Genomic DNA, 16,158 nt, shown 5'->3' with positions numbered 1-16,158 from the left:
CTATTTTTGTATTTAATCTTAAAAAAACATATCGCCTTTTGTTAAAATTAAGTTACCACACAAAACAAACAAAAGGAGCGATATGCTATGATTAATGATATCAAAAAAATTTATGGAATTGAAGACTCTAATCTAACAATTTCTAGTGTTTCCGAAGGAACCTATCGTAATAAGCCTGCGAAAATTATAAAAGCGAGCTATAAACCTAAAACGATAGCTTGCCCTAATTGTGACTCTTCTCCAAGAGAATGCGACGGCAAGTACGTTATTGTTAAGAATGGTTCTAAAGAAGTAGAGATTCTATTAACACATGAGAACACAGGAATTGTCTCTATGAAGCTATCTAAGCAACGCTATCGTTGTCGCAACTGTAATAAGCACTGGACTGCTCAAATTGATTTAGTTAAACCTTGTCACAATGTTTCAAGGATAATTGAAGGCAAAATTATTGAGTTATTAGGTGAAAGAATATCTCTAAAACTAATTGCTAAATTATGTAGTGTTTCAATAAGTAAAGTGATTCAGGTATTAAAATCGTTAGAAACTTACCTTCCTAGTCCAAAAAAACGTTGGTTGCCTGAGGTTTTAATGGTTGATGAATTCCGTTCGCATACAGCCATAGAAGACTCTATGAGTTTTATTTGTGCTGATGGTGAATCAGGACAATTAGTTGAAATATTGGAAAGCAGAAGATTAAATTATCTTATACCTCACTTTAATCGCTATCCAGATGAAGAACGATTCAGAGTCAAATACCTTGTGACAGATATGAATGCAGCTTATTTCCAATTAGTGAAGGATATCTTTCCAAATGCTGAATTAATCATTGATCGTTTTCATATTGTTAAACATTTGAATGAAGCCTTTAATAGTTTCAGAGTACGGGAAATGAAAAAACTCAAGGCATCGGGACATAAAGTAGAAGCAAGTAAACTTAAGAAAAATTGGCGCTTCCTACTTAAAAATAGATTAGACATTAATATCTCTGAATACAAAAGATGGCCGAGCTTTCGGTCAAATAAGTATCCTTATTTGACCGAACAGATGATGATTGATCGGTTATTAGATTTTTCCGAACCTCTAAAATTAGCCTATGGCTACTTCCATGATTTATTAGATTCATTTAGAAGAAAAGAATATGAACGATTCTTTGAATTATTGAATACTTTACCAGATGAATTAGATGAAGAGTTTAAAGGACAAGTACAAAACCTGATACGTCATCAGGAAGGAATTACCAATGCTTTAATACATCCCTATTCAAATGGGAAGATTGAAGCAAAGAATACACACATCAAAACATTAAAACGAGTTTCTTATGGATTCAAATCTTTCAGCAATATGAGGATTAGAATCTTTTTAACCGAAGGTTTGATAGAAGTTAATCATTAAATAACAAAAAACCATGAAATCAGAGAATGTTTTCTCCATTTTCATGGTTGGCTAAAATTACTCATCAGTCCAATTTGACAAAGAGCCATTTTTTATTAAGAAATTTTAACGATTTTAACTGACATTTCGCCACCTGGTGTTGCGATAATCACTTCATCATTTATTTTTTTGCCCATTAATGCTTTAGCAATCGGTGAATCATTTGAAATTTTCCCAGCAAATGGATCTGCTTCAGCACTACCAACGATAGTGTATTCTTCTTCTTCTCCATCTGGTAATTCAATAAATGATACCGTACGGCCAATTGTTACTTCATCAGCTGCAACTGAATCCGCATCAATAATCTCAGCAAAACGAATCATATTTTCAATCGTTGTAATACGACCTTCAACAAACGCTTGCTCATCTTTTGCTGAATCATATTCTGAATTCTCTGACAAATCGCCAAAACTTCTAGCAATTTTAATGCGTTCTACGATTTCTTTACGTTTAACTGTTTTTAATTCCTCTAACTCTTTCTCCAAACTTGCTTTCCCTTCAAGGGTCATTGGATAAACTTTTTCCACCATTTTATAGCTAACTCCTTTATTATCTCTCTTAATTTAAATGAAAAGAAGAGCTTTTTCGCTAATAACGAAAAAGCGCTTCTTTTTATGATTTAAACATTACCACTCTTTATTTACTTTGTAAACTATTAATTATTCAAATTATCGATATGCTCTTCTTTTAATTGCAAATGTTCTTCATATGTTTCGGCAAAATAAACTTTACCTGTTTCAACATTGGCTAAGAAATAGTAGTAATTATTATCTGCTGGATCTAATACAGCATCAATTGCATCGATACCAGGATTATTAAACGGTCCAGGTCCTAAGCCATCATTACGATATAAGTTATAAGGCGATACAACTTCTAAATCATCATAGCTCAAATGAACTTTATGTTTTTGTAAAGCATATAAAATAGTAATATCAGATTCAATTCTCATTCCAGTGTCTAAGCGATTTAAAAATACTCGTGCAATGTTTCGTCGATCAGCTGATGTTACTCCTTCTTTTTCAACTAATGAAGCAAGCGTTAATATCTCTTGAATTGAATGATGAGACGCATCAATTTGTTCTTTTCTTGCCAATAATTCTTGATTAGTTTTGTCGACCATTTCTTTAATAATATCTTTAGCTGTCTTATCTTTATAATAATTATACGTTGCGGGGAATAAGTATCCTTCTAGGTGATAACGAACTTCTTTGGCCTCTTTAGTGCTAGCCAATAATTCAGGATATGCCTCATAAAGTTCCTTTAAAAATGCAGGATCATTAGCAGTATCTATAAATTCTTTTGTTGAAATATCCGTTGAATCGCCTACAACTTCCGCCACTTGTTCTAAGCTATACCCTTCTGGTACACTAATTTTTCCATCTGCCAAAGCTGATGGTTCTTCAGACCCACCTTGCTTAAGCATTTCTGCTATGTCATCTAAGGTCATATCGGGTGACATCTGATAATAGCCACCTTTAAAATCAGTTTGATTTTCCAATTTCATATAATAGTTAAAGACTAATCCACTCTTTATAATGTGATTCTCTTCTAAAATATTACCAATCCCTTTGTTACTAGTTCCGATTGGAATATTAACTTGTTGAAGATTAGAATTATTTGTGTCTAATGGTTGTGTACCTGTTTGCCAATAGCGATAAACAAATATGCCAAGAACAATTGCCATTACTAACAACGCACTAACTAGCGTGGTCACAATACGTCTTACCGTTCGGTTTTCTTTTTCAAGTGCCTGCTTTCTTCTCATCTGTTTCAATTCATCCTTTACTTTAAATCCTATTTAGGCTCTGATTTTTTATTATTTCTTTTTCTAAGTCTTTTCTACTTTTTGATTAAAAAATAGTTAGCTTTTAAAGGCTTTTCTATAACTCCTACATTATACACGAAAACACATAAAACATAAATAAAATAACTAATTCAACAAGAGTTTAAAGTTTCTTTCTTAAGATAACCATATCATATAACTTTAACTGGTTCTCGATTAATTCCTCTTTATACTTCAAAAAGAAGTCTTTGACAATATAATCCATACGAAAACCAAACTTCTGATACATATACAACTGATGAAAACTAGTACTCCCTGTTCCAATAACCAAATAAGTAAATTGATGCTTTTTAGCAAAGGATTCGGCCTCTTCTAGTAAATAAAAACCAAATCCTTGTCTTCTATACGCTTTTGATACACTAATTGTTTTAATTTCTATTTCAGACTTCTCTTTACATGGGCATAAAACTAACATCCCTATCACTTGTTTTTCCTTACTTAATGCAAAGATAGTACTGTCGGGTAGATACGCTTGTAGAAGTTCAATTGATGGATCAGCTTCAAGTAATAGCTCATAATGGCAATCATTTAATTGTGACACACTTAGTGACTGTAGCTTTAATTTATTCATATCAGCCCTCTTTTTTCTTTATTAATATCTTATCATATTTAACTTAAATAAAACTTAGTAAAAATAAAAAGTATCAAAATATCTATTTAATTCCTATTGAAATTATTATCTGTATACGCTATACTGTCAAATTGTAGACAACTAATTGCCGCCTTAGCTCAGTTGGTAGAGCACCACCATGGTAAGGTGGGGGTCGCCGGTTCAAGCCCGGCAGGTGGCTTCATAAGAAAAGAAATCCGATAGCAGGTTATAAGCTATCGGATTTCTTTGTTTAACCAGTCAACGGGACACTCGGTATCGAATAAAGACCCTTATCTAAACCAAAGAAGTTCCCTTTTTTCTCCACAAACGATATAATTAGATAAGTAAGCGTTTCAATATCCAATTATATTGGTCACGCTATAAAAAAATGGAGGATTTTATTATGACAAACACAAAACATTACAATACCATCATTGTAGGAATTGATGGCTCTGAAAGCTCTCATATTGCGTTTAAAGAAGCTATTTCAATAGCAAAAATGTATCACGCTAAATTATTCGCCATTCATGTCATTAACAATCTGGCAAATTACTTACCTGAAGATGCAATCAATGAATTGACTAGGGAAGCAGAAGAAAATTTAGCACACTTAAAAGAACAAGCAGCAAACGATGATTTTCATGATGTGTTTACGTTAGTCGTTGAAGGGTCACCAAAAAAAATGTTATCATTAACATTACCCGTTGATTTAAAAGCTGATTTAATCGTTCTAGGGGCAACTGGTAAACATATGATAAGTGAATCCATGTTAGGTTCTATTGCTCACTACGCGACATCTAATGCACACTGTAGCGTACTAATCGTTAGGAATTAAAAAAATGCTTAGAGAAATTTTCTCTAAGCATTTTTTTAGTCTTCGTTTACATGTAAAGCGTCTTCGGCAGCCATTTTAGCTTCGATGTCGCTAATGCTATAAACATTTTCGCTTGCTACGCCAACTTCTTTAGGCTCCATGTTACGGTATTTAGCCATACCTGTACCGGCAGGAATAATCTTACCGATGATAACATTTTCTTTCAATCCTAATAACGTATCGCGTTTTCCACGAATTGCAGCATCTGTTAACACACGCGTTGTTTCCTGGAATGACGCAGCAGATAAGAAACTATTTGTTTCAATCGATGCTTTTGTAATTCCCATTAATACAGGACGTGCTGTTGCTGGAATACCACCAGCAATCAATGTTTGATAGTTGCTAGCTTTGAAGTCAGCAATATCTACTAATGTACCAGGTAAGATATCAGTATCACCTGGATCCATTACACGAACTTTACGTAACATTTGTCGAACCATTACTTCCACGTGTTTGTCGCCAATTTCTACCCCTTGCATACGGTATACTTTTTGTACTTCACCTAGTAAGTAAGTTCCTACAGAAATCACGTCACGAACTTGTAATAATTGTTTTGGTTCAATAGAACCATACATTAAAGCATCCCCACGATGAATAGCATCGCCTTCTTGAACTTTAAGTTTTGCTGTATAAGGAACTGTATAAGTTCTTGTATCTGTTTGACCAGTTACAGTGATTTCACGAGTACGTGTTGCTGGGTCTTCGCTAATTTCAGAAATTATACCAGTTACTTCAGTAATAACCGCTTGTCCTTTAGGATTACGTGCTTCAAAAATTTCTTGGATACGAGGTAAACCTTGTGTAATATCATCTCCGGCAACCCCACCCGTATGGAACGTACGCATTGTTAACTGAGTACCAGGTTCACCGATTGATTGGGCAGCGATTGTACCCACTGCTTCACCAACTTCAACTTCTGATCCAGTTGCCATGTTACGTCCGTAACATTTTTTACATACTCCATGAGGCGTGTTACATGCAAAGACTGAGCGAATTGTTACTTTCTCAATACCCGCTTCAATAATTGCTTTAGTTCTATCTTCGTCAATTAATTCACCTTTAGCAACGATTACATCGCCAGTTTCTGGATGAATAACTGTTTTATGTGCATAACGACCTAATAAACGCTCCTCTAAAGGTTCGATAATTTCATTACCATCACGAATAGCAGAAATTTCTAAACCACGGTCCGTACCACAATCAGATTCACGAATAACAACATCTTGAGCAACGTCAACTAAACGACGTGTTAAGTAACCAGAATCGGCTGTCTTCAAGGCTGTATCGGTCATTCCTTTACGAGCACCATGGGTAGAGATAAACATTTCTAAGACAGATAGTCCTTCACGGAAGTTAGAAACGATCGGTAATTCCATGATACGTCCACTTGGAGCGGCCATCAATCCACGCATACCAGCTAACTGAGTAAAGTTAGAGATATTACCACGGGCTCCAGAATCACTCATCATGAAGATTGGGTTACGATCATCTAATGTTTCCATCAGTTTCTTCTGAATTTCATCTTTTACTTTATTCCATACGCCGATTACACGTTCATAACGTTCGTCATCTGTGATTAATCCACGACGGAATTGTTTTGTCACATTTTCAACTTGTTTATGGGCTTCATCAATCATAGCAGCTTTTTCTTGCAAGTTAGAAATATCAGCTGCCCCTACTGTAATACCAGCATGTGTAGAATGTGTATAACCTAAATCTTTCATACGGTCTAACATACGTGATGTTTCAGTAATTTTGAATCGTTTGAAGACTTCAGCGATAATATTACCTAAATGTTTTTTCTTGAATGGTAAAACAGGTTCTTGCGCTTTAATCGCTTCTTTAATATCTGTACCAGGCTCAACAAAATATTTGTTTGGTGTTTCAACAACTAAGTTATAGTCAGTTGGTTCATTTAAGTAAGGGAACTCTGTTGGCATAATTTCGTTAAACATGATTTTACCAACTGTTGTTAATAAAATACGGTCTTTTTGCCATTCAGTAAATGGTTTGTCTTTAAGTGCTGACGTTTGTAACCCAACACGTGTATGTAAATGGACATAACCATTTTTGTAAGCTAAGATGGCTTCGTTCAAGTCACGGAATACCATTCCTTCACCTTCACGGCCTTCTTCTTCCATTGTTAAGTAGTAGTTACCTAATACCATATCCTGAGATGGTGTTACTACAGGTTTACCATCTTTAGGGTTCAAGATATTTTGTGCTGCTAACATTAACAAACGAGCTTCTGCTTGCGCTTCATCGTTCAATGGAACGTGAACCGCCATTTGGTCTCCATCGAAATCGGCATTGTAGGCTTCACATACTAATGGGTGAAGACGAATGGCACGACCTTCAACTAAGACAGGTTCGAATGCTTGGATACCAAGTCTATGTAATGTAGGTGCGCGGTTAAGTAAAACTGGATGTTCTCTAATAACATCTTCTAATACATCCCATACATCATCTTCTAAACGTTCAATTTTACGCTTAGCATTTTTGATGTTGCTTGCTAATTCACGTTGAACTAGTTCACGCATTACAAATGGTTTGAATAATTCAATCGCCATTTCTTTTGGTAAACCACATTGGTACATTTTTAAGAATGGTCCTACAACGATAACCGAACGACCTGAATAGTCAACACGTTTACCTAATAAGTTTTGACGGAAACGACCTTGTTTCCCTTTCAACATATGAGAAAGAGATTTCAATGGACGGTTACCTGGTCCAACAACTGGACGGCCACGACGACCATTATCAATTAACGCATCTACTGCTTCTTGTAGCATACGTTTTTCATTTTGCACGATAATATTTGGTGCCATCAAATCTAATAAACGTTTCAAACGGTTGTTACGGTTAATCACACGACGATATAAATCGTTCAAGTCACTTGCCGCAAAACGTCCACCTTCTAATTGAACCATTGGGCGTAAATCTGGAGGAATTACTGGAATAACATTCATAACCATCCATGCAGGGTTATTACCTGATTGACGGAATGCTTCTAAAATATCTAAACGACGAATCGCACGTGTACGTTTTTGACCTGAAGCAGTTTTCAACTCTTCTTTAAGTTCTGCTACTTCTTTTTCTAATTCAACATTTTCAAGTAACGTTTGGATAGCTTCAGCACCCATAGCGGCTTGGAATGATTGACCATATTGTTCACGTTTTTCGCGATATTCACGTTCAGTTAATAATTGTTTTTTCTCTAAAGTAGTATCACCAGGCTCTGTTACTACGTATGAAGCAAAGTAGATAACTTCTTCCAACGCACGTGGGCTCATATCTAAAATTAGACCCATACGACTTGGAATTCCTTTAAAGTACCAGATGTGAGAAACAGGAGCAGCTAACTCAATATGCGCCATTCTTTCACGACGTACTTTTGAGCGCGTTACTTCTACTCCACAGCGGTCACAGACAATCCCTTTATAACGGATACGTTTGTACTTACCACAAGCACATTCCCAGTCCTTGCTAGGACCGAAAATGCGTTCGCAGAATAAACCATCACGTTCAGGTTTTAGTGTACGATAATTAATTGTTTCAGGTTTTTTAACCTCACCATAAGACCAGCTTCTAATTTTTTCTGGAGAAGCTAAACCAATTTGCATACTTTCGAATTTATTTACATCGATCAAAAGGTGTTCCCTCCATTTCCTTCTTTAAAAACACAGCACAATACAATTTGTTTGAACTAGTCTTTTTTCTCAGCATTTTTTTCAGCGTGCTCTTGAGCATACTTCGTTAATGCATCAACTGTAATCATGTCGTCTTCATCATCATCCATATCGCGAAGTTCAATTTCTTGATCTTCAGCGTCAAGAACGCGCATATCTAGACCTAATGATTGTAATTCTTTAACTAATACGCGGAATGATTCAGGAACACCAGGTTTTGGAATTGGCTCTCCTTTAACAATCGCTTCATATGTTTTCACACGTCCAACAACATCATCAGACTTGTAAGTTAAGATTTCTTGTAATGTGTAAGCAGCACCATAAGCTTCTAGTGCCCAAACTTCCATCTCACCAAAACGTTGTCCACCAAATTGAGCTTTACCTCCAAGTGGTTGTTGCGTTACTAATGAGTATGGTCCAGTTGAACGAGCATGTAACTTGTCATCAACCATGTGAGCAAGTTTCAACATGTACATTACACCAACTGAGATACGGTTATCAAAGGCTTCACCTGTACGACCATCATAAAGAATTGTTTTCGCATCTGAAGCCATTCCAGCTTCTTTAACTGTTTCCCAAACATCTTCTTCTGAAGCACCATCAAATACTGGTGTTGCAACATGAATACCTAATTGACGAGCGGCCATACCTAAGTGTAATTCTAATACCTGACCGATATTCATACGTGAAGGTACCCCTAATGGATTCAACATGATATCAACAGGTGTTCCATCTGGTAAGAATGGCATATCTTCTTCAGGCATGATACGAGAAACTACCCCTTTATTACCATGACGTCCGGCCATCTTATCCCCTTCATGAATTTTACGTTTTTGTACAATGTACACACGTACTAACATGTTAACACCTGGTGATAATTCGTCTCCACCTTCGCGTGTAAAGATTTTAACATCGTGAACAATACCGCCACCACCATGTGGTACGCGTAATGATGTGTCACGAACTTCACGAGCTTTTTCACCGAAGATAGCATGTAATAGGCGCTCTTCCGCTGATAATTCAGTTACCCCTTTAGGTGTTACTTTACCAACTAAGATATCTCCATCGACAACTTCAGCACCGATACGGATAATACCCATTTCGTCAAGATTTTTAAGTGCGTCTTCTCCGACATTTGGAATTTCACGTGTAATTTCTTCAGGCCCAAGTTTTGTATCACGAGCTTCTGATTCATATTCTTCAATATGAATAGATGTATAAACATCGTCTTTAACTAAACGACGACTCATGATGATCGCATCCTCATAGTTGTAACCTTCCCATGTCATGAAGGCAACTAAAACGTTTTGACCTAAAGCCATTTCGCCTTCTTCCATAGATGGGCCGTCTGCTAATGTGTCACCAGCATCAATGACTTCACCTAATTTAACGATAGGACGTTGGTTATAACACATACCAGCGTTTGAACGACGGAATTTAGTTACTGCATATTTATCTAATGTACCGTTTGAACGACGGACACGTACTTCGTTAGCATCCACAAATTCAACTACACCATCATGTTTAGCAACTAATGCTGAACCAGAGTCATGTGCTGCTTTATATTCCATACCAGTTCCTACAAATGGTGAACGTGGTTGAATTAAAGGAACAGCCTGACGCTGCATGTTCGCACCCATCAAGGCACGGTTAGAGTCATCGTTTTCTAAGAAAGGAATACATGATGTCGCTACCGCAACTACTTGTTTTGGAGAAACGTCCATGTAGTCAACTTTATCGATAGATACTTCTAAGTTATCACTTTGGATACGCGCCATAACAACATCATTAGCAAATGTACCATCTTCTGCTAATGGAGAGTTAGCTTGGGCAACCATATAGTGATCTTCCTCATCAGCTGTTAAGTAATCGATTTGATCCGTTACTTGACCAGTTTTACGATCAACACGACGATAAGGTGTTTCAATGAAACCATATTTATTAATTTTGGCATAACTTGATAAACTATTGATTAACCCGATATTTGGTCCCTCAGGCGTTTCAATTGGACACATACGACCATAATGGGAATAATGAACGTCACGTACTTCATAACCGGCACGGTCACGAGTCAAACCACCAGGCCCTAAGGCAGATAGACGACGTTTATGTGTTAACTCACCAAGTGGGTTTGTTTGGTCCATGAACTGTGATAACTGAGAAGAACCAAAGAATTCTTTAATCGCAGCAACCACTGGACGAATATTGATTAATTGTTGTGGTGTTAATGTATCAGTGTCTTGAATAGACATACGTTCACGAACCACACGTTCCATACGAGCTAACCCGATACGGAATTGATTTTGTAATAACTCACCAACCGCACGAATACGACGGTTACCTAAATGGTCGATATCATCCGTTTGTCCGATACCTTCTTGTAAATTAAAGAAGTAGTTGATTTCAGCAATAATATCCGCTGGAGTAATTACGCGTGTTTCATCACCAATTTGACCATTGCCGATAACGTTAACGACACGATCTGGATCTTTAGGTGAAACGACTTTAATCACTTGAATCGTCATTGGATCAGTAATCACACCATCTTCAGTTGGATAGTAAGTCACATTGTTTAATCCTTTGTCTAAATGAGGTGCTAATTCTGACATTACTTCGTGTGTAATTTCAGTACCTTTTTCAACGATAATTTCACCAGTTTCAGCGTCCACTAATGTTTCAGCTAACACTTGATTTAATAAGCGTGTTTTTAGGCTTAATTTTTTATTTACTTTATAGCGACCTACTGCTGCTAAATCATAGCGTTTTGGGTCGAAGAAGCGAGTGTATAACAGGCTACGAGAACTGTCAGCTGTTTTAGGCTCACCTGGACGTAAACGTTCATAGATGTCTTTTAATCCTTCTTCAGCACGTGAGTCTGAAGCATTCTTATGAATATCTTTTTCGATAGTTAAGCGTAAACTTTCGTTATCTCCTAACATTTCTAAGATAGTATCATCTGAACCATAACCTAGAGCACGAATTAAAACAGTTAATGGAATTTTACGCGTACGGTCGATACGTACGTATGAAATATCTTTAGCGTCTGTTTCTAATTCCAACCATGCACCACGGTTAGGGATTACTGTTGTTCCAAAACTTTCACGACCATTTTTATCTAATTTACTGTGATAGTAAACACCTGGAGAACGAACTAACTGAGAAACGATAACACGTTCAGCACCATTGATGATGAAAGTTCCCATTTCAGTCATAAGTGGGAAATCACCAAAGAATACTTCTTGTGACTTGATTTCGCCAGTTGCTTTGTTGTCTAATCTTAAAGTTACATGAATAGGTGCAGAGTAGTTTGCGTCATGCGAACGAGCTTCTTCTACTGTGTATTTTGGTTCTTTAAGTTCATATCCTACAAACTCTAACGATAATTTATCGCTAAAATCTTTAATAGGTAAGATATCCTCAAACATTTCTTTTAGTCCTTCTTTTAAGAACCAATCATAAGAGTCTGTTTGAATTTCGATTAAATTTGGTAATTCTAGTACTTCACTGATCCTGGCGAAACTTCTTCTTTCGCGATGTTTGCCGTATTTTACTACGTGTCCAGCCAAGCTCTTCACCCCTTCTGTTTATTCCTAAACATCTAATGTTACAAAAACATTACAAATGTTAAGTTTATATTAATCCGTCATAGTTAGCCGATTTTTAGGCAAAAAAAAACCAAAAATAGATCTTCTGCTCATTTTTTTGTGAGTATCTATCTTTGCTTCAGTATTTAGAAATGCTGAATGGACAATATTTCACCCAGATTTCTCCTATTTAAAAAGCTAACATACGCGCCTATATATATTAATATATTGGCGTTTTATTGTCAAGTAATTTCCGCTTATTATTCCTCCAAAAAATCTAAAAAAGATTGGCAAAATCACTACCAATCTTTTTAATCATTTCTTATTCACCTAAAACTAAACTTGGAATTGCATTTAGCGTCATATCAGCAACTTGTTGTTGGTTGATAGCTGCAAAGGCAGCTGAACCAATCATCGCAGCGTTATCTCCGCATAATTTTAATGGGGGAAACGTTACGTTTACCTCTGGTAATGTCTCTTTCATTGTTTGCGTCATCGTTTCTCTTAGGCCTTTGTTAGCCGCTACACCACCTGCTACGATTAATTGTTTCACGTCATACGTTTGACAGGCACGAACGGTTTTGTTGACTAGCACCTCCACCACGCTTGCTTGAAAACTTGCCGCTAAGTCGATTGTAGATAGTGTTTCGCCTTTTTGCTCAGCATTATGAACGCGATTAATAAACGAGCTCTTCAACCCACTAAAACTAAAATCAAAATGATCTTCTTTTATCATTGCACGTGGAAAGTTATAAACATCTTGTCCTTTATGGGCCATTTCATCAATTTCTTTACCACTTGGATAACGTAACCCTAAGACACGTCCTACTTTATCATAGGCTTCACCTGCCGCATCATCGCGCGTTTCACCTATTATGTCAAATTCTCCATCGGCTTTCATGTAAACAAGCTCGGTATGTCCACCACTAACCAATAGCGCCATTAAAGGAAAGGTCATTTCTTCGACAAATCTTGCGGCATATATATGACCGGCCATATGATTAACAGGAATTAGAGGGAGATTATTAGCAAAAGCAAAAGCTTTCGCTGCGCTGATTCCAATTAATAACGCACCGACTAAGCCAGGCCCTTCTGTAACAGCTACCGCACTCAGCTCATCAACCGTTACGTTAGCTTCTTTTAGGGCATCTTCTAAACAAGAAATAATTTGTTCAACATGATGACGACTTGCCACTTCAGGAACTACTCCTCCAAATCGTTGATGAGATAACACTTGAGAGGCTACAATATTGGATAAAATTTGATTTCCATCCTCAACCACCGCTACACTTGTTTCATCACAGCTTGACTCAATTGCTAATACAAGACGACGTTCTTTTGTAAAAATTTCCATAAAAAGACCTCATTTCAATTCCTTCATTAACATCAGCCCATTGTCAATCGGATGATGATAATAGTTTTTTCTAACACCTATCTCCACAAACGCATGCTTTTGATAAAAGCGACGCGCTTGTTCATTACTTTCTCTTACTTCTAAAAAAATTTTTTCAACATTTGTTTCCGTTAACGTTTCTATTAATTCATAGAGCATATCCTTACCTAGCCCTTGTGACTGATAGGCTGATGATACTGCAATATGATATATTTCTGCTTCATCCAATACTACACGATATTGTAGAAACGCCACTACTTCATTAGATTCGTTACGTTTTAATAGCCAACTTGAGGATTTATTTTGTAAATCTTCTTCAAATTGCTCAATCGTCCATGGCGAACCAAAAGTAAAACTAGCTTGAGCGACCTGCCATAATTGATTAGCTAATCCATCACTCATCTTATTCACCTTGCACACGCTTATCTAAACGCATGAAGTAAGCATCTTCACCATCACGATAATAATTAGGCTCAGTCTTCGTCACATTAAACCCAATTGTTTTATACAAGCGTTGGGCTTTATCATTTGAAGTACGCACTTCTAGGCTAAGCGTTTGAACCTCGCAATTTTCAGCAAACACTAGCAATTGCTCTAACAAATTACTTCCAATGCCATTTCCTTGATAATCAGGTAATACCGCTAAATTCGTAATATGAGCATTTGAGTCTTCAATGCGAATACCTCCAAAACCAATAATAGTCCCTCGATAATCCGCCACAATATACTTGATAGGTTTATTACCATTTAACTCTGCTAAAAATGCATATCGGCTCCAAGATGAACGATCTTGATACACCGCTTTTTGAATAGCTTGTAACGACTTGATTTCATCCAGCCGTACTTCTCGGTAAGATACCTGTGTTAAGACTGCGACAGTATCTTGAATCATGAATGGATCTTTTTTTATAACATCTTTAACTTTTTGAAGCAATTCAGACTTTTTCCACATAATCTTCCCTCAGAACAGGATTAGTTTCTAACCATTTTTCTTCTGCTTCCACTAATTTCAAATACGTTGGAACAAACGCATCTGGATCAACAACAGCTGTTGCCTGGTAACCCATTTTCCCTAGATAGGCACTATTTAAAACTGGCGACAACACTAATTGATACATTGGTAATTCTGCAGTTAAAACGGTCTCTTTCAACTGATCGGTTAACTCTCCAACAATCGTAATAGGTTCATTTATTTCTTTTAATTGATTCAAAAGCGTCCCTAATTCGATGTGTTGATCTGGAATAACTTCTGTTAACATCCCTTGTTCCCAACGGTAACCACCTGCATAAACATTGCCACGTCGCGCATCAAACAATGAGATAATTACTCCTGATACTTGCCCAACCGAAGCTGCTAAATTTGCCAAACTTGAAACACCAACTAGTTCAGCTCCTAGTGTCCAAGCTAACGTCTTGGCGGTCGTTACACCAATTCTAAGTCCTGTATACGAGCCTGGTCCTTGCGCTACGACAATTCGTTCGATATCTTTAGGACTCATTTTTATTTGGGCAAACATTGTCTCAATCATTGGCATTAACGTGACACTATGATTTTTATTTACTGAAGAGCTGTAACTTGCTAATACACGTTCATCTTCTAGTACCGCTAGGCTTAATGTTTGATTAGATGTATCTATTGCTAAAATTTTCATTATTCATCTAGCCTTTCCATTTATACTCTGAATAATTGTAGCACATTTCTTAAAAAAAATAAGAAAAATATCATTACAGACGTCGGCATATAAATTGTTTCAATGGCTAATACAATGATAAAATAACATAAACTATAGAATGGAGTGTGCAAAAATGATTGTTAGCGTAACGTTAAATCCCACAGTAGAATTAGTTTATGATTTAGAAACTTTAACGATTAACGGGGTAACTCGTACTCATAATGTAAAAAAATTTCCTAGTGGTAAAGGGTTAAATGTTTCAAGAGTAGCCACTTTAATGGGATCTAAGAATATCGCCACTGGCTTTTTAGGACACAATTTAAAACAAACCGTCGAAGCTTCAATGAACGATGACGGTATGACACATGCTTTTTTCCAAATTGAAGGGGAGACACGCAATTCGGTTGCTATTTTACATGATGGGCAACAAACCGAAATTCTTGAAGATGGGCCAACTATCAGCAAAAAAGAAGCCGATGATTTTATCACACACTATGATGAACTAATTTCTAATGCGACAGTGGTTGCTTTAGCAGGTAGTTTGCCACAAGGTCTAACTCCTGAATACTACATTGCACTAATGCAACGTGCTCAGGAAAATCAGGCCAAAGTAATTATTGATGCTTCGGGAGCTACGCTAAAAGAAGTACTAAATTCTCCTATTAACCCATACGCTATCAAGCCTAACTTGGATGAAATTCAAGAACTTTCTGGCAAAACTATTGACACAAGCGACTACCAAGCAATCATTCAATTATTAGATGATCCGATTTTTGAAGGTATTGAATTGATTGTCATTTCAATGGGGGGTGATGGTGCGTTTGTAAAATTTGGTTCTCACTACTACAAAGCAAGTGTGCCTGAAATAGACGTTGAAAATGCAGTAGGTAGCGGTGATTCAACCGTTGCTGGCATCGCAATAGCACTTGACCAAAATGAAGATATTGAAACGTTAATCAAACGTGCGATGACCTTAGGGACATTGAATGCGTTGGAAGAACGTACGGGTTATGTATCTAAAAGTAACTATTCACATTATTTTGAACAAATGAAAGTAGAAGAAATTAAACAAGCTTAAG

Annotated in this window: 12 protein-coding genes and 1 tRNA gene; 4 read left to right on the top strand and 9 right to left on the bottom strand. The window is 36.7% G+C overall.

Going from position 1 to position 16,158, the window contains the following annotated elements:
* The first annotated feature begins 87 nt into the window (after positions 1 to 87).
* Positions 88 to 1,392, top strand: coding sequence for an ISL3 family transposase (locus tag E4Z98_RS03195; RefSeq protein ID WP_135961155.1), 1,305 nt, complete (start codon positions 88 to 90; stop codon positions 1,390 to 1,392).
* A gap of 95 nt (positions 1,393 to 1,487) precedes the next feature.
* Here the strand turns inward: E4Z98_RS03195 and greA are convergent, their stop codons facing one another.
* From greA to E4Z98_RS03180, 3 genes are all read right to left on the bottom strand, one after another.
* The gene (gene greA, locus E4Z98_RS03190) at positions 1,488 to 1,961 is read right to left on the bottom strand and encodes a transcription elongation factor GreA (protein ID WP_135254021.1); all 474 of its coding nucleotides are present in this window, start codon (positions 1,959 to 1,961) and stop codon (positions 1,488 to 1,490) included.
* Positions 1,962 to 2,086: 125 nt separating this feature from the next.
* Positions 2,087 to 3,196, bottom strand: coding sequence for an endolytic transglycosylase MltG (mltG, locus tag E4Z98_RS03185; RefSeq protein ID WP_135254022.1), 1,110 nt, complete (start codon positions 3,194 to 3,196; stop codon positions 2,087 to 2,089).
* 181 nt (positions 3,197 to 3,377) lie between these two features.
* Entirely contained in the window at positions 3,378 to 3,845 is a 468-nt protein-coding gene (locus E4Z98_RS03180) for a GNAT family N-acetyltransferase (RefSeq protein WP_135254024.1), read from the bottom strand.
* Positions 3,846 to 3,992: 147 nt separating this feature from the next.
* Here E4Z98_RS03180 and E4Z98_RS03175 point away from each other — a divergent pair.
* Positions 3,993 to 4,065 (top strand) — tRNA-Thr (locus tag E4Z98_RS03175).
* Positions 4,066 to 4,269: 204 nt separating this feature from the next.
* Positions 4,270 to 4,701, top strand: a complete 432-nt coding sequence (locus E4Z98_RS03170; protein ID WP_167790889.1) for a universal stress protein — start codon at positions 4,270 to 4,272, stop codon at positions 4,699 to 4,701.
* A 35-nt stretch (positions 4,702 to 4,736) separates the two neighbouring features.
* Here E4Z98_RS03170 and rpoC read toward each other — a convergent pair whose 3' ends face one another.
* The 6 genes from rpoC to tsaB form a co-directional block, all read right to left on the bottom strand.
* Positions 4,737 to 8,390, bottom strand: a complete 3,654-nt coding sequence (gene rpoC / locus E4Z98_RS03165; RefSeq protein ID WP_135254028.1) for a DNA-directed RNA polymerase subunit beta' — start codon at positions 8,388 to 8,390, stop codon at positions 4,737 to 4,739.
* Positions 8,391 to 8,446: 56 nt separating this feature from the next.
* Positions 8,447 to 11,995: a DNA-directed RNA polymerase subunit beta gene (gene rpoB / locus E4Z98_RS03160; protein ID WP_167790890.1), complete on the bottom strand. Its 3,549-nt coding sequence runs from the start codon at positions 11,993 to 11,995 to the stop codon at positions 8,447 to 8,449.
* Between the two features lie 340 nt (positions 11,996 to 12,335).
* Positions 12,336 to 13,367 carry a tRNA (adenosine(37)-N6)-threonylcarbamoyltransferase complex transferase subunit TsaD gene (gene tsaD, locus E4Z98_RS03155; protein WP_135254031.1) on the bottom strand — a complete coding sequence of 344 codons (1,032 nt, stop codon included), beginning with the start codon at positions 13,365 to 13,367 and terminating at the stop codon, positions 12,336 to 12,338.
* A gap of 9 nt (positions 13,368 to 13,376) precedes the next feature.
* Positions 13,377 to 13,808, bottom strand: a complete 432-nt coding sequence (rimI, locus tag E4Z98_RS03150) for a ribosomal protein S18-alanine N-acetyltransferase (RefSeq protein ID WP_135254033.1) — start codon at positions 13,806 to 13,808, stop codon at positions 13,377 to 13,379.
* A gap of 1 nt (position 13,809) precedes the next feature.
* Positions 13,810 to 14,358, bottom strand: coding sequence for a ribosomal protein S18-alanine N-acetyltransferase (rimI, locus tag E4Z98_RS03145; protein WP_135254034.1), 549 nt, complete (start codon positions 14,356 to 14,358; stop codon positions 13,810 to 13,812).
* Entirely contained in the window at positions 14,342 to 15,058 is a 717-nt protein-coding gene (gene tsaB / locus E4Z98_RS03140) for a tRNA (adenosine(37)-N6)-threonylcarbamoyltransferase complex dimerization subunit type 1 TsaB (RefSeq protein ID WP_135254036.1), read from the bottom strand. The genes rimI (E4Z98_RS03145) and tsaB overlap by 17 nt, the downstream gene beginning before the upstream one ends.
* A 154-nt stretch (positions 15,059 to 15,212) precedes the next feature.
* Here tsaB and E4Z98_RS03135 point away from each other — a divergent pair, with 154 nt between their 5' ends.
* Entirely contained in the window at positions 15,213 to 16,157 is a 945-nt protein-coding gene (locus E4Z98_RS03135; protein ID WP_167790891.1) for a hexose kinase, read from the top strand.
* The last annotated feature ends 1 nt before the right edge of the window (position 16,158 follow it).

Origin of the sequence: Vagococcus xieshaowenii (assembly GCF_004792515.1) — a bacterium.
Lineage (GTDB): Bacteria > Bacillota > Bacilli > Lactobacillales > Vagococcaceae > Vagococcus_A > Vagococcus_A xieshaowenii.
The sequence above is the reverse complement of the archived record's forward strand: the minus strand, read 5'-3'. Positions and strand labels throughout refer to the sequence as shown.